The sequence below is a fragment of the Streptomyces sp. GLSS-08 genome (assembly GCF_056387915.1).
Genome location: NZ_JBWJAQ010000010.1, coordinates 263777 through 286793, shown reverse-complemented (window position 1 = coordinate 286793; position 23017 = coordinate 263777). Strand labels below are relative to the sequence as shown.

Below are 23017 nucleotides of genomic sequence, written 5' to 3'. Positions count from 1 at the left end.
AAGGCCCGGGGACGCGACTGAGGCCGCCTGTTCCACTCAGAAGGCCCGGAAGCCGCCGAGTGGCAGCGGAGCCGCGGAGCCGCGTGAAAGTTCCAGGTGTGCGGGTGGTTCGGCGGGGCATACGGCGGAACGGAGGTTGATAACTATGGTTCCCCTGCTTCTCGTTCTTCTGCTCGCCCTGATCCTCTTCGGTGCCGGGTTCGCCCTTAAGGCACTCTGGTGGATCGCCGTGATCGTCCTGGTCATCTGGCTGGTCGGCTTCTTCGCACGCTCCACCGGAGCAAGCGGCAGCCGAGGCCGCTGGTACCGCTGGTAACAGCCGCACACGGCCAACCCACGGGTGGGGGCGCACCGACAACCGGTGCGCCCCCACCCGTTTCCGTGGATCACCCTCACGGCCTTTGTGCCCAACTGCCCGTTATCACTGGGCCATCCATGGGTACTCGACCTGCCTGGTCCGGGGCCGGGGCCCGGCGCCGGCAGGGAACCCCGGCACCTCCACCAGGAACCGGCCCCGGACCAGACCCCGTCGGCTCCAGCATCGTGCCACTCCGGTCAGGAAGCCCCTGCGCGTGATCGCCGGGTTTGTATGCTGTCGTACATGACGAAGCTGGAGCGACTGCGGGCCGATCACGCACCCGCCCTGCTGGCCTTCGAGCAGGAGAACCGCGCGTACTTCGCCCGCAGCGTGCCCGACCGCGGGGACAGTTACTTCGCCGAGTTCGCCGACCGCCACCAGGCGCTCCTGACGGAACAGGACACCGGCACCTGCCACTTCCACCTCGTCGTCGACGACCGAGGCACCCTGCTGGGCCGCGTCAACCTCGTCGACGTCCAGAACGGCAGCGCCGAACTCGGCTACCGCATCGCGCAGCACGCCACGGGCCGTGGTGTCGCCCGCGCCGCAGTCGCCGAAGTCTGCCAACTGGCCGCCACCCGTTACCGGCTCGTCACCCTCACCGCGTGCACCACACAGGACAACCCGGCCTCACGCGCGGTCCTCACCCGCAACGGGTTCACCGCCTTCGAGGACATCACCCTCGACGCGCGCCCCGGCACGCGCTACCGACGCGGCCTCACTTCGGGCCGGTACGGAACAACCCCTCCGGGCGCGCTCCCCACGTCGGCATCCCGCTAACCTTCCGGTCATGTTCGTAATGGAATTGACCTACACGGCACCCCTCGAGCGCGTCGAGGAACACCTCCGGGCACACGTGGCATGGCTCGACACCCTGTACGAGGAGGGCGTCGTCATCGCCTCCGGCCGCAAGGACCCGCGTGACGGCGGGATACTGCTCGCGGCCGGCATCGACCGCGCCCGTGCCGAGCAGATCGCGGAGGCGGACCCCTTCACGAAGGCCGGGGTGTGCGCGTACCGGATCACGGAGTTCTTCGCCACGAAGACCGCACCCGCACTGGAGCGCTACAAGGAGCAGCTCCCGGCCTGACGGGCACGAGTAGGGGTCACCCGGTGCCTGTGCACAGGACACGGTCCACGAGCCCGCGGACGGCCCGCTCGGCGGCGAGTCGCTGCTCGTCACCGCCTGTGCCGTTGGCGACGACGACGACCGAGCGGCGCCCGTCCGCGGTGAAGCCGGTGCGCACCGTGCTCCCCTCCAAGTCCCCTCCGTGGCCCCAGGTCTGGCCGCCACAGGTCAGCGGCTGCCGCATCAGTCCCAGGCCGTACCGCAGGCCGGGGAACGCCATCTCGAACTTCTGACCGACGGACACGGTCCTGCGCATGTCAGCGAGCTGGTCGGGAGGCAGCAGTCGCCCGCCGAGCAGGGCGGTGAAGAAGCGGTCCAGGTCGCGTTCGGTGCTGACCAGGGCGGCGGCCGCGTCCGCCACGGAGATGTTCCTGGCCGTGGTGTCCGTCCAGCCCACCGAGCCTGGAAACAGGTGGTAGGTGTGCGCGAACGGCGGCTTCAGGTGCGGGTCGTCACCGGGGGCGTAGGTGCCGGTCAGACCGAGCGGGCGGACGACGCGGTCGCGCACCTCCTCGGACCAGGGCCTCCCGGTGGCTTGTTCGACGATCATCCCGGCGAGGATGTAGCCGGGGTTGGAGTAGTTCCAGTCGGGCTCGGGGTCGTCGGCCGGGGCGGGCGGGAAGTCCGGCCGGTGACGCAGCGCTCCGGCGATCACCTGCTCCGGTTCCACGTGGTCGAACCTCGTCCGCTCGAAGTCGGCCGCCGTGTCCCCGGTGTCCTCCTCGATGCCGTAGTTGTAAAGGCCGCTGGTGTGCTGCAGAAGGTTCCTGACGGTGATGCGGGTACCATCGTTGCCGTTGCCGCGCACGACACCCGGCAGCCACTGCTCGACGGTGTCGTCCAGGGACAGGCGGCCCTCGGCGGCGAGTTGCAGCACCACGGTGGCCACGAACGTCTTGGTGACGCTGGCGATCCTGAACTCCGCGCCGCGTGGCACAGGGCGGCCGGTGTGCAGCTCGGCCACACCCGCCCGGGCATGTACCGTGCGAGCGCCGTCGCGCACGCGCACCGTGATGCCGACGAAGCCGCCCTCCGCGAGGACGCGCGCCGTCTCGCGTCGGAGCTGCCGTGAGGTGAGCCGCCCGTCCGCGGAGGCCGCGGTTTCCGTGTACGCCGCGGTGTCCGTCGACATCGGACGGGAGGCGGCTGCCGCGGCGCCGGGCGCGAGGGCCGTGGACGCCACGACGGCGGCGAGCACGGCGGCGCGGGCAAGCCGGAGCCGTGAGGTCTTCTCTGTTGCCTTCATGCCTTCACACTCTGCCGGGGCCGGCCGGACCTCCCCATGGCGACAGCCTCCGGATCGTCGGTGGGGGTACCCCTACGAGCACCGTCCGCGGGCGCGGCCGGCACGGGTCGGTGAAGGGCGCTCTCGACGGGGCGGGCGATGGCACAGTGGTGGCATGTGTGGTCGTTACGTCTCCACCCGCAGCCCCGAGGACCTGGTCCAGCTCTTCCAGGTCGCCGACTGGCGCGCCCAGGAGAGCCTGGCGCCGAACTGGAATGTCGCGCCGACCGACGAGGTGTGGGCCGTCCTCGAGCGCGCCGCGCGCGGACAGGACGAACCTGCGTCAGCGGGGCGGCAGTTGCGGCCGCTGCGGTGGGGACTGGTGCCCTCGTGGGCGAAGGACGTGAAGGCCGGCGCCCGGATGATCAACGCGCGGGTGGAGACCGTCCACGAGAAGCCCGCCTTTCGCCGCGCGTTCCTCAAGCGCCGCTGCCTGCTGCCGGCGGACGGCTTCTACGAGTGGCAGGCGAGCCAGGACCCCGGCACCGGCAGGACGCGTAAGCAGCCGTACTTCATCCACCCCGAGGACGACCAGGTCATGGCGCTGGCCGGACTCTACGAGTACTGGCGCGATCCAGCCGTCAAGCAGGACGACGACCCTGCCGCCTGGCTGATGACCTGCACCATCATCACCACCGAGGCCACCGACGCGGCCGGCCGCGTGCACCCGCGCATGCCGCTGGCGCTCACCCCGGACCATTACGACGCCTGGCTCGACCCCCACCACCGGGACCCCGACGAACTGCGCTCCCTGCTGGGCCGGCCCGCGGACGGCCACCTGGAGACCCGGCCGGTCACCACGGCCGTCAACAGCGTCCGCAACAACGGCCCACAGTTGCTCGACGAGGTCGCTCCGTGACGGGGCCGGACGCCCGTCAGGTGCACCTCGCCCCCTCGCCCCCACGCCGGCCTGTACGAAGTCGTCGTACCGACCCGGGGGCCTCGGCTGACGACGCCGGCGCGTGCGGCCGTCGCGCCGGGTCAGGACTGACTCTGCGCGCCGGGCAGCAGCGGTCGCATGAAAGTGCGCTCGTAGCGCAGCACGCACCCGCTCTCGTCGCGGATGCGGTCGGCGTCGACGAAGTCCACGTGCACGCCGAACAGCGCGCGGTACTCCTCGTAGGCGGCGAGGCTGGAGAAGCTGAACAACGCCAGGGCCTCGTCACTCGCCCCCTCGGCGGGTAGGTAGTAGCCGTGGTGCGTACCGCCGTTGGCGTCGACCAGTTCCATCCAGCGGCGGCCGAACCGCTCGAACGCCTCCGTCTTCGCCGGATCGATGACGTAGCGCACAACGCAAGTGATCATGCGTCGAGGTTAGACGCGGTGGCGGTCCGGGCCGGGTACGAATCTCCGGGCGGACAGCCGCCCGGGCACTCCTCACTCCCTGAATGGCCCCGGACGGGCTCCCGTTTGCGCGCCGACGCCCAGTTCGGCGCGGAGCCAGCCGGTGAGTTCGGTGGACGTGAGGAGGTCGGAGTGCCCGCCGGGGAACGTCCGCTGGACGCATTCCGTCCGGGTGAAGCGTCGCCACTGCCCCACCGAGGCGTCGTCGGCCAGAGGGTCCTCGGCACCGCGGACGGCCAGGACCGGGCAGGGGACGCGCGCCGGTGGGGCGGACGGCGTGAAACCGGCGAGCAGGACCAGGTCCTGCTGTACCGTCTCGGCGACCACCTCGCGCCACTCCGGCGCGGTGGCGGCCCACTGTCCGGGGTCGACGGCGGCGAGGTACGCCGCGGCGGCCTCGGGCGAGTCCGTCGCCCCGGGCGGTACGCGCAGCAGGTCGGGGGCCGACGCCCCGGCGACCACCAGCGCGTCCACCTCGACGCCGCTCCCGGCGAGCGCGAGCGCCGTCGCGTAGGCGACGTAGGCACCGTAACTGTGCCCGAACAGTACTACCGGCCGTGTGCCGGCCAGGGCGGCGATCTGCTCGGTGCACGACGCGACGACCGCGTCGAAGGAGTCGGGGGGCTTCCCGGCGTCGCGACCGGTGCGGCCGGGGTAGCGCACCACGGTGCACCTCGCTCCGAACGCGCCACCCAGCGCCCGGAACTCACCGCCGAAGGACCCCGCCCCCGGGAAGATCACCATGGAGCGCTCGTCACCCGTCATCTCGCCTGCCTCCGTTCGTGTGGGTACGGCAGATGCCGCGCTTCAGTTCCGCACGCTTTCACGGCTGTCCTCGTGCACCGTCCGGCGGCGCAGGAGCGTGACCGCCAGGGCGAGCGCCCCGAACAGCGCCCAGCACAGCCACATGGACGGGCCCGCCAGCACGGTGACTCCCACCACCGTCACCGCGCACAGGAGAGTGACGGCCCGGGCCGGCCCGCCCGTCGCGAGCCTGGCGAAGGCCGCCGCCCCCACTCCGTACAGGACGAAGTACACGCCTCCGGAGAACGTGAAGAGGCGCTCCAGCGGGACGACTTCGCTCGCGCTCATGACCGTGATCAGCGTGAGCAGTACCCCGACGCTCACCACGGCGGTGAGCGGGTTGCCGTCCCGCTCGCGGACGCGCGCCAGCCTGACCGGGAGGTAGCCGCTGCGCGCCATGCCGAACACCAGCCGGGACAGCGCCAGCACCGAGGCGAAGACGTTGGCCGTGATGGCGGCGGTCACCAGGACCAGCGTGACCGGACGTCCCAGGTCGCCGAGGGACCGCTCCGCGAGCAGCAGCAGCGGTGCCGACCGCAGTCCGTCCTCGTGCGGATCGACCGTGGCGAACAGGCTGAGGAGCAGCAGTCCGTACAGGGCGACGACGATGAGGTACGAGGCCGCGAAGATGCGCGGGATGGCGTCCGGGCGCTTGTGTTCCTCGAAGGTGAAGGCCACCGTCTCCCATCCGGTGAAGGCGACGAACACCGCGGTGAGCACCGTGCCGAAGGAGCCCGAGGCGGGCAGGTCGGTGCTCGGCGCTCGCACCCCGTGGGAGCCGAGCCCGACCAGGGCGATGCACACCACCATCGCGAAGAGGGCCAGTACCAGGGCGACCTGGAGTCTGCCGGACACGGTGGTGCCGGCGCACGCGACGGCGGTGGCGCCGCAGAGCGCCAGGACCGGGAACAGCCAGGTGAGGGCGGACACGCCGGTGAACTCGGCGAGGTAGCGTCCGCCGGTCAGCGCGGTCGCGGGGATGCCGGCGACCAGGGCGAGCGTCGCGGCCGTTCCCGCGGTCCGCGCCAGGGAGGGGTTGAACGCCACCTCGGCGTAGTGCGCCACGCCTGACGCGGACGGGTGGCGCCGTCCGAGCCAGGCGTAGCAGTACAGCAGGGGGATGACCGCGAGCGCCGCCACGGCCCAGGGCATCCACGCGGAGCGGGACAGCGTGTGGTAGCTGGTGCCAGGGAGGATCATCATGCCGCTGCCGAGGATCGTCGACAGCGCCAGGAAGGTTCCCACGGCGCCGCCCAGCGACTTCTGGAGCCCGCTCACGTCACCTCCGTACGCACCTGGTGCAGGGCCGCGTCGACACACTGTTCGAGAAGTCCGGCCAGCGGAGCGTCGATGGTGTGGCCTCCGTCCGCGACCGTCACGTGGAACTCTCCGTGGACCCGCTCGTGCCACGTGACGCAGTGGCGCGGCGGGATGAACGTGTCGCCCCGCGTCGAGAGCACGTGCAGGGTGTCCAGTGCTGGGGCCGTGGTGTGGATCCACTCGGCGAGGCCGTCGGCCACCGAGGCGTCCTCGCGCAGCCCGTCGGCGATCTCCGCGAGCATGTCCTCGTCGTCGAGGAGGTCCTGCGGAAACCCGTCGTGGGCGAGGATCTCCGCGATCTGGGCGTCGGTCAGGCGGGTCATGGTGGGGATGCGGCCTTCGTGGTCCGGGCACGGCGTGTTGATGAGCAGCAGGCCGGCCGGCCGGCCGGTCCGGGCGGCGAGTCCGTCGTGCAGGCGCAGCGCGGACAGTCCCCCCATGCAGTGCCCGACCAGCAGGGCTCGTGCGGCGTCCGCGGCGTCGAGGGCCTCCCGCAGTTGCGTGCCGCAGTCCTCCTGCCATGCGCCGGACTCGACAGCCCGGGAATCCGGCGGGTTCGGCAGGGAGAGGAAGCCCATGCCGCGCCGGGCGGCGAGCTTCTCCAGTTGTTCGGTGGTGGTGCCGCCTGCACCCGCCGCGGGGAACGCGACGAGCAGGCAGCTCTGCTCGGATGCGGTCATGCGCCGGCGTCCTTCGCGTCGACCACCTCGACCTTGAGTTCGGTCAGCCCCAGCATGAAGTTGGAACGCAGCCGCTGCGGTTCTTCGAGGACGACGAACGCCTTGTCCCAGGCGGCGAGTTCCTCCACGAAGGTCTGGATCTCCAAGGTGGCCACCGGAGCGCCGATGCACCGGTGGACGCCCGCGCCGAAGGCGATCTGCTTGTTGTCCGGCCGGTCCATCATGAACGTGTCGGGTCGGTCGAACACGGCCGGGTCGCGGTTGGCGGCCATGTTCCACAGGGTGACGAAGCTGCCCTCCGGTATCACGTGGTCCCCGACGGGAAAGTCCTCGACGGTCAGCCGCTGCACGTAGCTGTTGGTCGAGGTCCAGCGCAGGAATTCCTGGGTGGCGACGTCGACGGGCACGTCGCCCGCGACGACCTTGAGCCACTGGGCCCGTTCACGGTGGATGGTGTCGACGGTGAGACTGGCCGTGTGCGGGGTGGTCTCGTTGCCGCCGACGGCGACGTTCAGACCGTTGAGCAGGGCCACGTCGCGGGGCATGTCGCCGGAGGCGACGAGCTGCGCGAGGAATCCGATCATGTCGTCGGCGGAACCGGACTCGATGCGCCGGCCGATGAGGTCGTCGATGAAGTCGAGAACCTCCATCTGCGCGTCGACGAGGGAGTCCAGGGGCGAGCCGCCCGTGTAGGACTCGTCGCGGTAGCCGATCATCGTGCGGGTGGCGTCCAGCAGGGCCTGGGCGTCCCCGGGAGCGATCCCGAAAAGGACCTCCAGCACCCCCTTGGGCAGTTCGGGCGCCACGACCTTGTCGAACTCGACGCGGTCGCCCACCGACAGTTCCCCGAGCGCCGTACGGATGTTGCGGCGCACCGTCCGGCCGACCTTTTCGAGCATGTCCCGGCTGAATCCGCTGCGTTTGATCGGCCGCCGGATGGCGGTGTGCTCGGGCTGGTCGGCGACGATGAGCATGCGGCCGGAGGCCGAGTCCTTCTCGGGGCGGTACGAGCCGTCGATCATCGTCCCGTAGGCGGAGCTGAGCCGACGGTGGTCGACGTAGGCCGTGTACACGTCGGCGTAGCGGGTCAGGGCGTAGAACTCGTATCCGTCGGGGCGCCGGTGGACCGACACCGGATGGTTCTCCCTCAGGTCGGCGAGGTACGACCAGGGGTCGTCGACCGCGAAGAACTCCGCCGAGTACAGCGGGCTGTCCTCAACCACCAACATGGAGTGCTCCCGTCAGTTCGGCGATGCGGTTGGGGGTGCGGCCCTCGAAGAAGACGTGCCCGGGCACCTTGACGCCGGTCTGCTCCTTGAGGAGGGCACGGCACCGCAGGACGGCCAGCGAGTCGACGCCCGCTTCGAAGATGTCCTCGTCCTCCGGAAGGTCGCGATGGAGGACCTTGCGCAGGCACTCCACGATCATGGCTGGTGAGATCTGTGTCATCGCTTGCCTACCCTTTCCATGTAGAAGTCGTCCATGAGTGAGGGAACGTCGGTCTTCCCGCCGGCCTTCGTCGGGAACGCGTCGACGAGGTGGAGCCGTATCGCGTCGGAGAACGACCGGACGACGGGTTCGAGCTGTGCGCGGACGGTGTCCTCGGCCGGGTGGTCCCCGCCGAGGCGGACGAAGGCGACCGTGCCCCGGTCGTCCTGGGCGACCAGGCAGTCGAGGACACCGGGGACACGTCCTGCCTCGTGCTCCAGGGCCCCGGCGTCCACACGGGTGCCGTTGACCTTGATCTGGTTGTCGAGCCGTCCGGCGAACTCCAGGTTGCGTGCGTCGTCCTCACGCACCAGGTCACCGGTCCGGTAGGTGGCGCTTCCCTCGTGCACCGGGAACGGCTCTGTGAGCCGGCCGCAGTCCAGGTATCCGGCGCAGACCAGTGGCCCGGAGACCACGAGGTGGCTCAGGCCCGGGCGGGAGCTGTCCGTCGGCAGCAGGCTCTGGCGGCAGCCGTCCAGCGGGGCGCCGATGGGGATGGTCTCGGCCGTGAACCCCTCCGGCAGGTCGTACCGGTGGGTGGCGAAGGTCGCCTCGGTGGGACCGTAGAGGTTCACGAAGCGGTTCGTCAGTCCGGCCGCGCGGGCCTGCCGGTAGGTGGCCGCGCGGAACTGCTCGCCACCGCTGAAGACCCAGGGGATGCCGGCGAGGCATTCGGGCATGGCACCGACCACCGTGGTGACGACGGCGGCCGGCAGCAGCACCCGGTCGATGCCGTAACGCTCGGCGAGTTCCGGCCAGGCGAACACGTCTTCGTTGACATGCGGCAGGCGGACGACGCGGCCGCCGGCCGCCACTGCCTTCCAGGTGTCGAACCACCAGCCGTCGAAGGCGGGCGCGGCGAAACCGCCGGCGGTCGGTGTCCCACGTGTGGGCACGTCCAGTCCGCGGCAGGCGAACAGCGCCAGCAGGTTGCCCCGGGTCACCGCGACGGCCTTGCGCCGGCCGGTGCTGCCGGAGGTGAAGTTGACCGCCACGACATCGGAGGGAATGCGGTCGGCGGGCAGCCGTTCGCCGGACCGCTCGACCTCCTCGACGGCGTCGGCACCGTCTCCCGCGCCCACCCGGACGAACAGGGTGAGGTCCGGGCGGACCCGGTCGAGCACGTCGGCGCCGAGACTGCCGTCGTCGCTCACGGCCAGGCCGCCCGCCTGCCACACGCCCAACTGGCCGGCGAAGAAGCCGAGCCGGGAGTCCGAACGCAGGCAGACCACGCGCGCACCCTCGTACCGGGCGACGGCCTGCCGGACCGCCCCGGCGAGCTCTCCGACCCGGTCCCGGCCGTACTCGACTTCCTGCTCCACCCAGACCGTCTCCGCGGAGCGCCAGCGGTGCGGGCTGATCACGTCGCTCCATGCATCCGTCACAGCTTCAGTCCCAACTCGTCGATCACGGCGCTGATACTGATCAGACTCAGACGTACGTCCCATTTGTCGGGCGTGGGATCGGCCACCAGCCGGTCGAACGCATCCGGCGCGAAGATCCCGCTGGCCGCGACGAGGTCACGCCAGCGTGCCGTCTGCCGTTCGTCGGCGATCGCGTCCAGTCCGTAGGCCGTGAATCCCTGTTTGGCGCGGGTCAGCACCCGCTCGGGTACTACGCCGGCATACGCCGTCTTCAGACACGCCTTGCCCTCGAAGTCGGCCACCTTGCGGTCGTCCCCGGTGCGCAGCGCCAGTTCCACCACGCCGTTGCCGAGGAAGGGGTAACGGCCCTCGATGGAGTTCGCCATCAGCATCAGGTCTCCGTGGTCGCCCAGAAGATGCCCGCCGAGCTGTACGTACACGTCGGCGATGGAACGCAGTTGCATCGGAGTGAGCGCGGCGGCCTCCTGGTCGGTGTAGGGGATCAGCCGTTCCCGCCAGAACTCCCGTCCCGTCAGGGCCTCTTCGGTCTGCGGGGTGTAGCACTGCCGGCGCCGGCGGGCGAGGCGGTCCCAGTCGACCTCCCAGCCGAAGTCCGCGCGGCCCCAGGCGCGGGCGTTCTCCTCGCGCCCCTGGGGCGTGCGGCGTCGCGCGGCGTCGAAGACGTAGGAGTCGTAGCCGAAGAACAGTTCGTCGGCGCCCTCGCCGGAGACGACTCCCTTGATCCCGGCCTGGCGTACCTCGTCGGACAGCATGCGCGCCGCCACGTTGTACGTCTCGCGCTGCGGGTAGCAGCAGTGGCGCACCATGTCCTCGAACCCGGCGGCCACGTCCGCGGGGCCGCAGTGGATCTGCCGGTGTTCGCTGCCCACCGTCTCCGACACCTCACGCTGGAAGCGCCCCTCGTCGAGGGCGGCGTCCTCGAAGAGCACGGAGAACGTCTTCGGCGGTTTCTCGAGGAGGCGGGTCGCCTCCAGTACCAGGGTGGAGGAGTCGAAACCGCCGCTGAGATAGGCGCCGATCTCGACGTCCGCGTGCAGCCGGTCGCCGACCGCGCCGCCGAGCGTGTCGCGGATCTCCTCGTCGGTCGCGGGTGCCGCGGCGGTGTCGAACTCGCCGTAGCGCCAGTAGCGCGTGGTACGGGGTTCACCGTCGCCGAACGTGACCACGCAGCCGGCGGGGACGGCGTGGACGTCGCGCACCAGTGTCTTGGGGGCGACGATGTTCCCGAGCGAGAGGTACTGGTCGACGGCGGTGACGTCCAGCCACCACGTCCCGGGCACCGAGGTCACCAGTGGCTTGAGTTCGGAGGCGAAGTGCACGTGGGTGCCGGCCACCGTGTAGAAGAGGGGGCAGATTCCGAACCGGTCGCGGCCCAGGTGCAGCCGCTCGCGGTCCCTGTCGTAGATCGCCGTGGCGAACTGGCCGTCGATGAGGCTCAGTCCTTCGGTCCCGTACCGTGCGAACAGTTCCGGCACGACGGCCACGTCCACCCGGTTGGCGGACCGGACGCCCAGACGTCGGTTCAGTTCGGGCGCGTTGTAGATCTCGCCGTTGGTCACGGCCGCGTAGCGGCCGGTGGCGTCCTCGGCGGGCTGCCATCCGTCACGCAGCGCGGTCATGCCGAGGCGTCCGAGCTTCATGGACAGCGTGGGTGTGCTCAGCGAGTAGCTCTCGTCCGGCCCGCGATGGGTGAGCCGGGCGTGCATGGTGGCGGAGACGGCCCTGTCCAGGGTGCCGTCCGGCGCGAAGGTCCCGCACAGGCCGCACATCGCGCTACACGCCCCGTTCCTGGAGTTGTTCCGCGAGCACCCGCAGGTTCTCCGCCCGCAGCACGTCACGGACACCGGCGTCCACCCAGCCCAGTCCGCGCATCTTGTTGACGAGGACCACGGCGGAGGCGGAGTCGCCGCCGACGTCGAAGAAGTTGTCGTCCAGCTCCACGTCCTGCACTCCGGTGAGGCTGCGCACGAGATGCAGGACCCGCAGCTCGGGCTCGCCGTGCAGGATCGCCCGCAGGGCTGTGTCGCGCCGGCCGGCCCGCAGCGCATCGCGGTCGATCTTGCCGTTCGGGGTGTGCGGGAACGTCGCGACGCGGTCGAGCACCGAGGGGACCTTGTACGGGTCGAGGGTGCTCTCCAGCTGCCCCCGCAGGGTTCGCGGGTCGCCGTCGCCGCGGTAGTAGCAGACGAGCACGTCGGGGTCGCTGCCCTCGGCGCCGTCGTGGGACTCGGCGACGACCACGGCGTCCAGGACGCCGTCCAGTCGGCAGACCGCGTTCTCGATCTCGCCCGGGTCCAGGCGGTAGCCGCGGACCTTGACCTGCCGGTCCACCCGCTCCACGAAGTACAGCGCGCCGTCGCGCTCCTCGACGATGTCGCCGGTGGCGTAGACGCCCTCGGAACCGGGCTCACGAAACGGTGCCAGGCCGTCCTCGGTCAGATAGCCGAGCGCCACGCTCGCTCCGGTGACGACGAGTTCACCGCGGTCGCCGGCCGTGTCGCCGTCCACAGGCCGCAGGTGGCAGGCGCAGTCGCCGACCACCGAGCCGAGCGGCACCGCGTGCCGGCGACTCTCCGGGGCGAGCGGTTCGGTCAGCAGGTTGCACACGGTGGTCTCGGTGAGGCCGTACGCGTTGTGGAACGCGGTCACCGTGGCCCAGGTGCGGATCACCGAAGGCCGGCAGGGGCCACCGCCGTTGATCACGTGCCGAAGCCGCATGCCGGGGGTCGGTTCGGTGACCGTCAGCGCGTACGGCGTCGTCTTGAGGTGGGTGATGCCGAACTGTTCCAGGGTCTCGGCCAGGACGGAGCCGGGTGTCAGCCGGGACTCGTCGAGCACGACGAGGCAGGCGCCCGCGGACAGCGTCCACAGGATCTCGGTGAGGCATCCGTCGAAGGTGAGGCGGGCGAACTGCAGGGTGCGCGAGCCGGGACCGACCTCCAGCCGCTCGACGTGGTCGCGGATCACCGGTGCGAGGGGTTCGGCTCCCACGAGCACGCACTTGGGTTCGCCGGTGGAGCCCGAGGTGTGGATGGCGTAGCCGGCGTCGGTCCCGGTCGGCAGCGGTCCGCCCACCGGGCGCCCGTCAGGGGCCGTCCGGCCCGCCGGCAGCCAGGCCGCGGGCACCTCGCCGAGCACGACGTGCCCGTCGGGCGATGTCGCGTCGGCCATGGTCCGCAGCCCCAGCAGCCGCACCTTTGCGGCGTTGGAGGCCGCGCTGTCCCGGTCGTCGACGACGACGAACGGGCGCCGTGCCTTGAGCGTGCCGACGATGGCGACCACGGCGCCGATGTCCCGGTGGCTTCGGATGCCGACGAACTCACCGGGCTCGGTGCGCGCGGCCACCCGGCGCGCGAAGTCGTCGGTCAACTGCCCGAACTCGCGGTAGCTGAAGGTACGTTCCGCATTGCGGACGGCTGGGCCGTCCGGGAACTCCTGTATCGCGTGGTCGATCTCGTCGACGACTGTCATGTGACGGGTGTGCACCTCGCCCTCCTCTGTCGTGTGGCGTGCCGATGGCGTGCTGGAGACGGACGGGGTCCGTCACCGCACCGGGTGGGTGAGGGTGCCGACACCCTCGACGACCGACCGGACCGTGTCTCCGGGGCTGATCACGGTGGCCCCGGGTGTGCCGGTGCACAGGACCGTGCCGGGTGCGAGCGTGCGGCCGGCGGTGAAGTACTCGACGAGATACCCGAGGTCGTACTTCATGGAGGTCGGGGTGGCCGACGCGACCGTCTCGTCGTTCAGGACCGTGGAGATCCGCACGGCGTCGAGGCCGTCGGGGAACTCGTCCATGGTCACCAGCACGGGCCCGACGCTGCAGAACGTGTCGAATCCCTTGGCCCACGGGATGTACCGCGGGTTCTCGCGGATGGCGTCCTCGGCCGTCATGTCCAGGACGCAGGTGACCCCGGCGATCACCGACCGCCACCGGTCGCGTGCCACGTTCTTGCAGGCGGTGCCGACGATCAGTCCGAGCTCCGCCTCCGCGGTTACCCGCTTGGACTGGACCGGCAGCTCGATGTGCTCCGCGTTGCCGATGAGACATCCGCCGGGACGCAGGTAGGAGCCGGGGCCCGAGGCGGGTTGCTGGGTCTCCAGGTCCTCACTGTGGCGCTGGTAGTTGAGGCCCGCGCCCCAGATGTCCGCGTCGCGGTCGGCCACCGTGGCGGCCAGCTCCGTGTTCAGCGCGACCGGCGCGATGTCGTCCCCGTGGCGGTCGAGGGCTCCGGCGAGGGCCTCCAGTTCCCGCTCGCCGACCAGGTCGGCGATCCGGGTGACCCCGGCGTACCCCGGCAGTCCGCTCAGGGGCAGCCATCTGCCGTCGTGACCGATGACGATCTCACTGCTGTCGCTGTCGGTGGACGTCCTGGCCAGTTTCACTGCTTCTCCTCTGTCGCGATCGGTCGGCCGGCGCGGGTCGTGCGGGTGAGGCCGGGGCGCGGACCACGGCGCCCCGGCCTGTGACGGGGCCCGCTGTCTACGCGGCGCAGCCGCAGCGCGCGGCGGCGCTCCGGAAGTCCTTCTGGCGGGGGCTGTGGTCGGCGATCTCCACCGCGGTCTCCATGAGGCGCGCGGGATCCGCGCGGAACTCGGCGGCCAGGTCCTCCACCAGCGGGAAGAAGCCCGAGTGGATGCCGATGACGGCGCCGAGCACCTGCATGGTGCGGTCCTCCCGGACCGCTTCCATGTTGACGTGGGCGTACTCGGCGATCCTGGCGAGCTCCTGGTAGTTGAAGAGGTCGCCGCGGGTCAGCTTGAGGATGCCGGCGACGGCCTCGATGGAGGCGTTGCCGGAGCCGCGCCCGATGCCGTTGAGCGTGGCGTCCACGATGGTGGCGCCGGCGTCGTACGCGGTGACGCTGTTGAAGTTCGCGAGGCCGAGGTTGTCGTGGCCGTGGAAGCCGACGACGTCGAAGTGCTCTCGGACCGCGCTCACGTACTCGCGGACGGTGCCGGGGAGCATCGCGCCGTAGGAGTCCACGACGTAGACCCCCTCCAGGGCCTCCGGCACACCGGCCAGGCTGTCCAGGAGCTGACCCACGGGGGTCGCACTGGACTTCATCAGGTTGAGGTAGACCTCTTCGCACACCTCGGTTGCCTGGCGCAGGTAGTCGAGGTGCTCGGGGACCCGGTCGGGTTCCATCCCGACCCGCAGGAACGTCATGCCCTTGTTGGCCAGTGTCTCGACGGTCTCCAGCCGGGTGAACTCCGGCTGGGCGAACATGCCCCACGGCTTGGCCGAGAGGGTGGCGCCGGCCAACTCGCCCCAGCGCCGGTGGTCTATGTTGCAGGCCCTGATCCCCGTCTTCTCCGCCTCCAGCCCGAGACCGTGGCCGACCTCGACCTTGGTGACCGGGGTGTCGTTGAGGCGCGTGAGTAAGTTGGTCACGAACGTCTCGTCGAGCTGGAAGTCGACGGCGTACATGCCGTCGCGCAACGTGCAGTCGAGCAGATCGACCTTCGCGGTTTCCATGAGCTGGCTGCCCGGTTGGGACATGCTGCCACTCCTCACTGAGATCCGTATGGGTGCCCGAGATGTGCTTCTGTCGTGCGGGACATGAATGCTGCGCGCAAAAGGAATGCAGAGCGCCGGTACCACTGGAATATGCAGGGAATTCATCCGGAGTTTTCCGGGACGAGTACGAGGGGCGTCAGCCCGATATGCGAGGCGGACGAGAACTCACTGCTTCGGCGGTGGCCCGGGGGGCGCTCCGAGAAGGCGCAGGAGTATCCTCGCACAATCCGTCTTCCGACGGTGCGTATCTATTATGCTAGGGAATTCCTCACTCCATGGCAAGCAATTTCTGGGATTTCTGTGGCCAATCCCTCGCCGCTTTCCCCCGATGTAAACATTCAATTTCCCTCGGGATGCGGCAGGCCGGCCAGGGCGGCACGGGTCAGTCCCGCGAGTCGCTGCAGACCGTCACCGAGCCAGATCGAATGATGATCTCCGGGGATCGTGTGCTCCGTCAGGTCGGGCACCAGTCGGGCCCACCGTCCGTCCTGAGGGGGTGAGTGCGAAGCCAGCAGATGCCAGGCCGGACCGTGGTAGCGCCCGGGTGCCCGGTACGCGTGGACCGCCTGCACGTGCGCGCGGAACACGTTGTAGCGCTCGCTCAGCAGGTCCGCTTCGAGTTCGGGCGGCAGGGCCCGTGACTGTTCGACCTGCCGGAAGACGGCGTCGGCGTCTCCCGCGAACTCCGCGGTCAGCGCGTCGAGTTCGGTTCCGCAGTCCACGCCGAGCGACGCGGTGACGTCGTGCAGAAAGCGCCGGACGGTCTCCCTCTCGGGCGGCACGGGCGACGGGAACGGCGGGCTCGTGTCGACGAGGACCACCTGGCCCACCTCGGCGCCGGCCTCCGCGAGCCGCCGTGCCATGTCGAACACGATGAGCCCGCCCAGTGACCAGCCCAGCAGGTGCACCATGCCGTCCGGGACGAACTCCCGCAGGGCGGCGGTGTACCGCGCGGACAGTTCGGGAACGGAGGGCACGGGTTCCTGGTCCCCTTCGAAACCGGGCGCCTCGATCCCGTACACGGGCTGGTCGGCGCCGAGCAACTGGGCCAGGGGGAGGTAGGAGTACGCCGAGCCGGAGCTGGCGTGCACGCAGAACAGCGGTGTCGCGGTGCCCTCGGGGCTCAGCGGGACGATCCGGTCCACGTCCGGGCGGGGCGGGGAAGGCCTGGTCATGAGCGCACCTCTTCGGTCCTCTCGTCCACGAGCGCGGCGACCGCCCGCACGGTGACATTGCCGTACATCGCCCGCACGCTGAGCTTGACGCCGAACCTCTTGTTGATGCGGCTGACCGCACGCATGGCCTGCAGGGAGTTGCCGCCGGCTGCGAAGAAGCTGTCCTCGGGCCCCAGTTCCGGCGTCGCCAGCACCTCGCAGAAGATGCCGGTCACGGTCTCCTCGGTCGGCGTACGAGGCTCCGCGCGGTCGGCGTCGCCGGCACCGCCGGCCGCTACCAGCTCGATCACGGCCTCGCGGTCCACCTCCCAGTCGTCGCGCAGCGGCAGGGCGGGCAGCACCACCCAGTGCGTCGGGATCAGCGCGTCGGGCACCAGGCCCACCAGGTGGGCCCGGAGTTCGGGCGGAGCCGGTGCGCGGTCGCCGACCGGGCGGACGCAGGCGGTCACCCGGGAGGCCCCGTCCTCGTCCGTGTCCTCCAGGACCACGGCCGCGGCGATGCCGGGGTGGCTGCTCAGGAGCGTCTCGATGCGGGCGGGTGACGTCGGCACACCCCGGCACTCGATGCGCGCGTCCGCGGCACCGAGCAGTTCCAGACGCAGATCGTGGCTCCAGCGGGCGGTCTCGTCGCTGAGGAAGGCGGTGCGGTCCGGGTGGAACGGGTCCGGCACGAAGCGGTTCGCGGCGGCCTCCGGCTGGTTGAGGTAGCCGTCGGCCAGGCTGCCCGCCACACCACCGACGAGGAGACGGCCGGTCACACCACGCGGTACCAGGTTCAGTGCGTCGTCGACGATGTACAGCGACCGGTTGACATGCGGCTCGGTGCCTCCCTGCGCGGAACCGGCGCAGGCCGCGGGGGCGCCGGGCGGTCCCCACAGCGTGCCGAACCGCCGCCCCTCCCCCGCCCACTCCCCGGCGGCCCGTCCCGACGGTTCACGGTCAGCGCCACGGATGTGCCGCAGGCCGGGAAGTGCGGCGGGGTCGAGCAGGGCACGCAGCGCCGGCGGCAGCTGCGCGTGGGTGACACGGCGCTCCTTCAGCAGGGCGGCCACGCGTTCGGCGTCCGCGCCCTCCTCCGGCGTCGCCGCCACGATCGTCGCGCCGCACGTCAGGGCGGCCCACACGTCGCCCCGCAGGTTGCCCGAGGACACCGGCAGGACGAACAGCCGGTCGTCTTGCGCGAGTTCGAGTGCACGGCGATGTCCCTCGCCGGTGAACGACAGCGTGCGGTGTGAGAGGACCACGCCGCGGATCTCCCCCGCCGCGTCAGGGACGTACACGACGCAGGCGGGCGCACCCGGATCCAGGCCCGGGTCCTTCTCGTGGGCCGGCGGGGGTGCGGCCGAGAGCTGCGGGGCGTCCTCGGTGTCGAGCGCCACCACGGCCCACCCGGACGGTCCGGGGAGCCGGTCCCGCGCATCGGCGTCGGTGACGACGACGGCCGCGGCGGTGTCAGCGGCGACGAACGCCAGCTGCCCGGCGGCCTCCTCGACGCCGAGGTGGGTCGCAACCCCGCCCGCCCGCCACACGCCCAGGGCGGCGACGCAGGCGTCGGCCCACCGGTCGCTGACCACGACGGCGACGGCACCCGGTAGGAGGCCCGCGGTCCGCAGCCGTGCGGCGAGGGCATCGGCCCGCCGGTCGAGGTCCGCGTATGTCAGCTCCTGCGTGCCGCTGACGACCGCGGTGGCGGTGGGCCGCAGCCTCGCTACACGCGAGACCGCCAGGGGCACGGGCTCACCGTCCCACTCGGCCTCGGGCCCGCGGCCCGCGGCGAGCAGCAGGTGGCTCTCGTCCTCGTCGACCAGCGCGATGCGCGACACCGGTTGGTTCGGGTCGGCCGCGGCGGCGCGCAGCACCGTCTCCAGATGGGCCAGGAGCGCTTCGATGCGCCAGGGGTCGAACAGGTCGGTGGAGTACTCCACGGAAGCGCGCAGTGTCGTGCCGTCGTCGACGAGGGTGATCGCGACGTCGAAGCGGGCGCCCTCGGCGGCCTGCGGTATCAGTTCTGCCGACACCCCCTGCAGGGAGAGGTTCTCGCCGGAGGTGGCGCCGCCGAGCATCTGCAGGCTGACCTGGAACAGCGGGTTGCGGCCCGGCTCGCGGATCGGACGTACGGCGTCGACGACCTGGTTGAACGGCGCCTCCTGGTGCTCGTACAGCTCCAGGGTGCCGTCGGCCACCCGGTCGACGAGTTCGCTGAAGCCCGGATCGTCCGAGAGGTCGCAGCGCAGCACCGCCATGTTGACGAACATGCCGACGACCGTTTCCAGTTCCGGCTCCGGCCGGCCCAGCATCGGGACGCCGATCGGGATGTCGTTCTGGCCCGTGTAGCGGCTGAGCACCACGTTCAGGGCCGCGGCCAGCACCATGAACGGGGAGGCGCCGTGGTCGTTGCCGAGCCGCACGACGAGGTCACGGACGTCCTGGGGCAGATCCCTGTTCAGGGTCTCCCCGTGGTGGCCGCCGCCGACCGGTCGGGGCCGGTCCGCGGGCAGGTCGAGCACGGGGACCCGGTCCAGTTTCGCGCGCCAGAAGTCGAGATCCTCCTCCAGCACGGCACCGTGCAGACGCTCGCGCTGCGCGACGGCGAAGTCGGTGTAGTCGAGGCCGGTCTCCTCGAAGACGGGTGACATCCCGCTGCACAGGCTGCGGTAGGCGGTGGATATCTCCGCGTTGATCAGTCCGGTCGACCAGCCGTCGGTGACGATGTGATGGAAGCCCTGGAAGAGGACGTGCTCCTGCGGTCCCAGGCGGACGAGGGAGAAGCGGTGCAGCGGGCCGGTGCCCAGGTCGTAGGGCTCGGTGCGCAGGGCGTCGGTCTCGGCGCGCAGCCGCACCTCCCGTTCGCCCTCGGGAAGTTCGGACAGGTCGGTCACGGGCATTGGCGCGAACGCGTGCGGCGCCACCAGTTGGTGGAGGGTGTCGTCCACGCGGTGGACGGTGGTGCGCAGGGCCTCGTGGCGGGCCACGACCAGGTCGAGGGACTGCTCGAGGACGTCGATGCGCAGGGGGCCGGTCAGCCGCCACACCATGAGGATGTTGTAGACCGTGTCTCCGGAGGCCAACTCGTCCAGGAAGTACAGCTGTTCCTGGGCGAACGAGACCGGGTGGGCCGACGGGGAGCCTCCGTCGGCGACCGCCGGCCCCCGCCGTTCACTGGGGTGCATGTCAGGTCCTCTCCGGTGTGATCGGCGACTTCAAAGCGGACAAGGGAACTCCTTCGAGGCGCGGAGGGGCGGTCCTTCCGGACGGCGCGGGGAAACGGGGTCGGAGTCCGGGCGCGGGCGGCGGACGCCGGTGCGGACGTCACCCGGCCGTGTCGGCCGTCTCCGCCCGTGGTTCGGGCATGGAGCGCACACGAACGACTGGGGACAGGGCGAGCGGGACCACCATCGCGGCCGAGCAGAGCACCAGGACGACGAGGCCCGTCCGCAGGCCCAGGGCTCCGCCGAGCAGCCCTCCGCAGAGCCCGCCGAGCGCTCCGCCGCCGAACAGCAGCGTGCGGAAGGCGGCGTTCATGCGGCCCATCAGTGACTGAGGGGTCAGGGTCTGGCGCAGCGAGAGCTGTACGACGTTGGACAGTCCGCTGCCGAAGTAGCTGATCAGCAGGGACAGGATGAACGTGACGATCATCAGAGGTCTGGGGCCGCCCGCGACGATCAGCAGGAGGGGGCCGACGTAGATGCCGGTGAGGGCGAGTCCGTAGACCGCGCCGGTGGGGAAGCGGCGGATGATCGCTGCCGAGGACAGGGCCCCCAGCAGCGCGCCGACGGACGACACCGAGTAGATGAGGCCGACGAGTTGAGGACTCAGTCCCTTCTCCCGCACTCCGTAGAGCAGGAAGAGCGTGGAGACGCTGGTCAGGGAGAAGTTGGTGAGCGGGGCGAGCGCGGCCAGGGGGCGCAGGAGGTGGTGGCCGAAGACCCAGCTCACACCCTCCTTGAGTTCCCGTCCCAGGTGCCGTTCGGTCGTCGGGGGCGCAGGGGCGGGTTCCTTGGTGCGGATCATCAGAAGGCTGATCAGCGAGGCGAAATAGGAGAAGGCGTCCAGGACCAGTGCCGTGGGGGGCCCGAGCCAGCCGACGAGGACACCGGCCACGCCCGGACCTGCCACGTCGGAGGTCGACTGGGTGACACTCAGTTTCTGGTTCGCCTCCACGTACAGTCGCCGGTCCTTGACGAGAGCGGGGACGTAGGACATCCAGCTCACGTCGAACAGCACGGAGCAGACACCCACCAGGCACGCGATGACCAGCAGCGCCTCGATGGACAACAGGTGCAGGGCCGACAGCAGCGGAACCAGCGCGATGAGCACCATCCTGACCGCGTTCGCCGCCAGCATCAGTGGCCGGCGCCGGCTGCGGTCCACCCAGACTCCGAAGACCAGCGACAGGAAGAGGTAGGGGGACAGTTGCAGGAAGCTCAGGAGCCCCATCTGCTGCGGTGTGGCGTCGTACACCAGTACCGCGGTCAACGGCAGCGCCAGATTGGTGACCTGTGACCCGAACAGGGAGAGCGCCTCGCCCGACCAGAACGTGAGGAAGTCGCGGCTGTGCCACAGGTTTCCCGGAGCGGAGGGCGGCGGCTCATGAAGAAGAGGCTGCTTCGTTTCTTCGGTCACCGGCAGCTATTCCCGTCCTGGTGAACCCTGGTAATGGCCGCGCCTGCATAACTCGTGCACGCCGGCGGCTCGCACATCGGATCGGGCACGACGGTCGCCCATCGGTCATCCCCCATTTCCACAATTAATACGTCGCGAGCTTCGCGGCGCACATCTGGAACCTATTAACCGGAACCTGTTGCCGGAACCTATTAAGACGAGCAAGGTGTTCAGCCGTACGGGTTCCCAACCGCCCACACCGCACACCGCTGCATTCCTTGTTGGCCGAAATACCGTGCCCACGCCCGTCCGAAACGGGGACCACGCGGATCGCCCCGTGCGTCCGCGTGACCGGCGGAGTAAGGCACATGGTGCAGATCAGGAGCGCTTTGTTTCCGCCGACGGCCAGAAACGATCATTATTTAAGATCTTGAAAAGACCGTGCGGTATCAGCCGTGCCCTGCGCATCCAGTGCCGTCCCGTTCCACCGTCGCCCCCTGAGCCCCGACAACGCCGGCCGCGTCAGCCGCGCCGGGCTGGCGTCCTCGCCACTCCCCCGCCATGGGCGCACGTGTTCCCGGCCGGCGACACCTGCGAGCACCCGGAGGAACCACACACCGGCCAACGAGACCGAGTTCTCGGAGCCGCCGAGGACAGCCAGGCGTGCGCAGCGGCACTCGACTGGTTCACCGACGCGCTTCCCGGCGAGCCGGTCGTGCTGCGTACCCGGACCGCCAACGACCGCTCTACGCGCCTCGCGGCGAAGCTGGGGTTCAGGGAGGTGGAGCGGTTCCGAGGAGTACGGCGCCGAGCAGTGGCTCGGCGTGTGGTCCTCGGCCACGCCGTTGGGTTGAGTCCGGGACGGTTCCTTCCGCACTCGGAGACCGGGGACCGCCGCGGGACCGCCGTCAGAGAGTGAGGAGTCGGACCAGCAGCACCGCCGGCGTGCCCGCGGTGAGCAGCGATCCCACGGCCGTGAACACCCGGTCGACGGTCGGTGCGTCCCAGCCCTGGATGGCACACCGGCAGGGGATCCTGCGGGTCGTAGCGAACCGTGACACACGCCCCACAGGGAAATGCCGCGTGACGGAACCGCGGCCGAGCCTCGACGCGTACTCCCACGCGCGTCCGTCCCGGGCCGTCCAGGCGGCGACCGGATGGTGGTAGGTGGCGCCCTCGTGGTCCCGCCCGACGTCGTGGCGGACGATCCGGCCCTCAGCCGTGACACCGCCGCGACGCAGCGCAGCGGCACGGCGGCGTCCGTATGCGCCGAAGCCGAGGAAGACCACGCCGATCGTCAGCGGGATGAGTACGAAGAGCCATACGCGCTGCATATGTGGTGCGGCGCGTGCGCGGGGGCACCGGTTGCGGTCGGGAGGACCGTGTTCGCCACCCCGCCCTCACCGGCGCCGCTTCTCTGCACGGGCCTACGGCGTCGGCGTCCGCGCGACGGCCCCGCGATCAGGCCGGAGCTCCGGCGGGGGCCCGGGCGGCCTCCAGCACCTGGGGCAGCGGCAGCTCCAGGGCCGCGGCGAGTTCCGCGAGCTCCTCCTCCGTCGGCTGGATGGGCCCGGCTGTGCCGTCTTCGGCCAGGACCTTGATCCGCGGCGTGCGGATGCCGGTCCGCTCCGCGAGGGCCTGAGCCGTGAGGCGGCGGCGCCGCATGGTCTGCTGCAACAACTGCGCGAGATGAACCATTCAGGGCTCGTGCCCAGCCCGCGCGCTTTCATGCGGCCGCGTTTCGGCTTCGTACACAGGCACACCCGTTCGTAGTGGTTCCGCGGTGCCCCACCATGTGCGGCGGGCCACCGCGGAGCACGTGGGCCGTGCGGGCAACGCTGTCGCAGGGTCCTCGGGCCGCGGAGGGGCGGGCCCCGCGGTTCGGCGCGGGCGGGGCGCCGCAGCAGCAGCCAGGCCCCGGACCTT

The 23017-nt window shown here is 70.7% G+C and carries 21 protein-coding genes and 1 pseudogene; 5 read left to right on the top strand and 17 right to left on the bottom strand.

Annotated features, from left to right (window positions below; translation table 11 throughout):
* The first annotated feature begins 145 nt into the window (after positions 1–145).
* The 3 genes from AC0ZLC_RS20305 to AC0ZLC_RS20295 all read left to right on the top strand — a co-directional run bounded on the left by AC0ZLC_RS20305 (position 146) and on the right by AC0ZLC_RS20295 (position 1448).
* The gene (locus tag AC0ZLC_RS20305; protein WP_358852507.1) at positions 146–316 is read left to right on the top strand and encodes a DUF5670 family protein; all 171 of its coding nucleotides are present in this window, start codon (positions 146–148) and stop codon (positions 314–316) included.
* Between the two features lie 285 nt (positions 317–601).
* The gene (locus tag AC0ZLC_RS20300; protein ID WP_476753377.1) at positions 602–1138 is read left to right on the top strand and encodes a GNAT family N-acetyltransferase; all 537 of its coding nucleotides are present in this window, start codon (positions 602–604) and stop codon (positions 1136–1138) included.
* A gap of 10 nt (positions 1139–1148) precedes the next feature.
* Positions 1149–1448: a YciI family protein gene (locus AC0ZLC_RS20295; RefSeq protein ID WP_476753376.1), complete on the top strand. Its 300-nt coding sequence runs from the start codon at positions 1149–1151 to the stop codon at positions 1446–1448.
* A 16-nt stretch (positions 1449–1464) separates the two neighbouring features.
* Here AC0ZLC_RS20295 and AC0ZLC_RS20290 read toward each other — a convergent pair whose 3' ends face one another.
* Positions 1465–2733, bottom strand: a complete 1269-nt coding sequence (locus AC0ZLC_RS20290) for a serine hydrolase domain-containing protein (RefSeq protein WP_476753375.1) — start codon at positions 2731–2733, stop codon at positions 1465–1467.
* Between the two features lie 154 nt (positions 2734–2887).
* Between AC0ZLC_RS20290 and AC0ZLC_RS20285 the strand changes: the two genes are divergently transcribed.
* Entirely contained in the window at positions 2888–3631 is a 744-nt protein-coding gene (locus AC0ZLC_RS20285) for an SOS response-associated peptidase (RefSeq protein WP_476753374.1), read from the top strand.
* Between the two features lie 122 nt (positions 3632–3753).
* On the opposite strand, the gene AC0ZLC_RS20280 is transcribed toward AC0ZLC_RS20285, so the two are convergent.
* The 14 genes from AC0ZLC_RS20280 to AC0ZLC_RS20215 all read right to left on the bottom strand — a co-directional run bounded on the left by AC0ZLC_RS20280 (position 3754) and on the right by AC0ZLC_RS20215 (position 21112).
* Positions 3754–4077 carry an NIPSNAP family protein gene (locus AC0ZLC_RS20280; RefSeq protein WP_476753373.1) on the bottom strand — a complete coding sequence of 108 codons (324 nt, stop codon included), beginning with the start codon at positions 4075–4077 and terminating at the stop codon, positions 3754–3756.
* Between the two features lie 72 nt (positions 4078–4149).
* Positions 4150–4881: a thioesterase II family protein gene (locus AC0ZLC_RS20275; RefSeq protein ID WP_476753372.1), complete on the bottom strand. Its 732-nt coding sequence runs from the start codon at positions 4879–4881 to the stop codon at positions 4150–4152.
* 42 nt (positions 4882–4923) lie between these two features.
* Positions 4924–6198: an APC family permease gene (locus tag AC0ZLC_RS20270; RefSeq protein ID WP_476753371.1), complete on the bottom strand. Its 1275-nt coding sequence runs from the start codon at positions 6196–6198 to the stop codon at positions 4924–4926.
* Positions 6195–6920 carry a thioesterase II family protein gene (locus tag AC0ZLC_RS20265; RefSeq protein WP_476753370.1) on the bottom strand — a complete coding sequence of 242 codons (726 nt, stop codon included), beginning with the start codon at positions 6918–6920 and terminating at the stop codon, positions 6195–6197. Before AC0ZLC_RS20265 ends, AC0ZLC_RS20270 begins: the two co-directional genes overlap by 4 nt.
* On the bottom strand, positions 6917–8149 hold the full coding sequence (locus AC0ZLC_RS20260; RefSeq protein ID WP_476753369.1) for a cytochrome P450: 1233 nt from the start codon (positions 8147–8149) through the stop codon (positions 6917–6919). The genes AC0ZLC_RS20265 and AC0ZLC_RS20260 overlap by 4 nt, the downstream gene beginning before the upstream one ends.
* Positions 8136–8369, bottom strand: coding sequence for an acyl carrier protein (locus AC0ZLC_RS20255; protein WP_476753368.1), 234 nt, complete (start codon positions 8367–8369; stop codon positions 8136–8138). Before AC0ZLC_RS20255 ends, AC0ZLC_RS20260 begins: the two co-directional genes overlap by 14 nt.
* Positions 8366–9793, bottom strand: coding sequence for an AMP-binding protein (locus AC0ZLC_RS20250; RefSeq protein WP_476753367.1), 1428 nt, complete (start codon positions 9791–9793; stop codon positions 8366–8368). Before AC0ZLC_RS20250 ends, AC0ZLC_RS20255 begins: the two co-directional genes overlap by 4 nt.
* The gene (gene asnB, locus AC0ZLC_RS20245) at positions 9790–11562 is read right to left on the bottom strand and encodes an asparagine synthase (glutamine-hydrolyzing) (protein WP_476753366.1); all 1773 of its coding nucleotides are present in this window, start codon (positions 11560–11562) and stop codon (positions 9790–9792) included. The genes AC0ZLC_RS20250 and asnB overlap by 4 nt, the downstream gene beginning before the upstream one ends.
* A 4-nt stretch (positions 11563–11566) precedes the next feature.
* On the bottom strand, positions 11567–13264 hold the full coding sequence (locus AC0ZLC_RS20240; protein ID WP_476753365.1) for a non-ribosomal peptide synthetase: 1698 nt from the start codon (positions 13262–13264) through the stop codon (positions 11567–11569).
* A gap of 72 nt (positions 13265–13336) precedes the next feature.
* A complete protein-coding gene (locus tag AC0ZLC_RS20235; protein WP_476753364.1) occupies positions 13337–14179 on the bottom strand; it encodes a fumarylacetoacetate hydrolase family protein in 843 nt (280 codons plus the stop codon).
* A 97-nt stretch (positions 14180–14276) separates the two neighbouring features.
* On the bottom strand, positions 14277–15296 hold the full coding sequence (locus AC0ZLC_RS20230) for a beta/alpha barrel domain-containing protein (protein ID WP_476753363.1): 1020 nt from the start codon (positions 15294–15296) through the stop codon (positions 14277–14279).
* Positions 15297–15652: 356 nt separating this feature from the next.
* Complete coding sequence (locus AC0ZLC_RS20225) at positions 15653–16489, bottom strand: thioesterase domain-containing protein (RefSeq protein WP_476753362.1); 837 nt, start codon at positions 16487–16489, stop codon at positions 15653–15655.
* Positions 16486–19659, bottom strand: a complete 3174-nt coding sequence (locus AC0ZLC_RS20220; protein ID WP_476753361.1) for a condensation domain-containing protein — start codon at positions 19657–19659, stop codon at positions 16486–16488. Before AC0ZLC_RS20220 ends, AC0ZLC_RS20225 begins: the two co-directional genes overlap by 4 nt.
* Positions 19660–19798: 139 nt before the next feature.
* The gene (locus tag AC0ZLC_RS20215) at positions 19799–21112 is read right to left on the bottom strand and encodes an MFS transporter (protein WP_476753360.1); all 1314 of its coding nucleotides are present in this window, start codon (positions 21110–21112) and stop codon (positions 19799–19801) included.
* Positions 21113–21749: 637 nt separating this feature from the next.
* Here AC0ZLC_RS20215 and AC0ZLC_RS20210 point away from each other — a divergent pair.
* A pseudogene (locus AC0ZLC_RS20210) lies at positions 21750–21945 on the top strand (GNAT family N-acetyltransferase); the annotation flags it as partial.
* Positions 21946–21999: 54 nt separating this feature from the next.
* Here AC0ZLC_RS20210 and AC0ZLC_RS20205 read toward each other — a convergent pair.
* Complete coding sequence (locus tag AC0ZLC_RS20205) at positions 22000–22425, bottom strand: hypothetical protein (protein ID WP_476753359.1); 426 nt, start codon at positions 22423–22425, stop codon at positions 22000–22002.
* Positions 22426–22552: 127 nt separating this feature from the next.
* Positions 22553–22789 (bottom strand): XRE family transcriptional regulator, encoded by a 237-nt coding sequence (locus tag AC0ZLC_RS20200; protein WP_476753358.1) that lies wholly within the window; start codon positions 22787–22789, stop codon positions 22553–22555.
* Positions 22790–23017 lie beyond the last annotated feature (228 nt).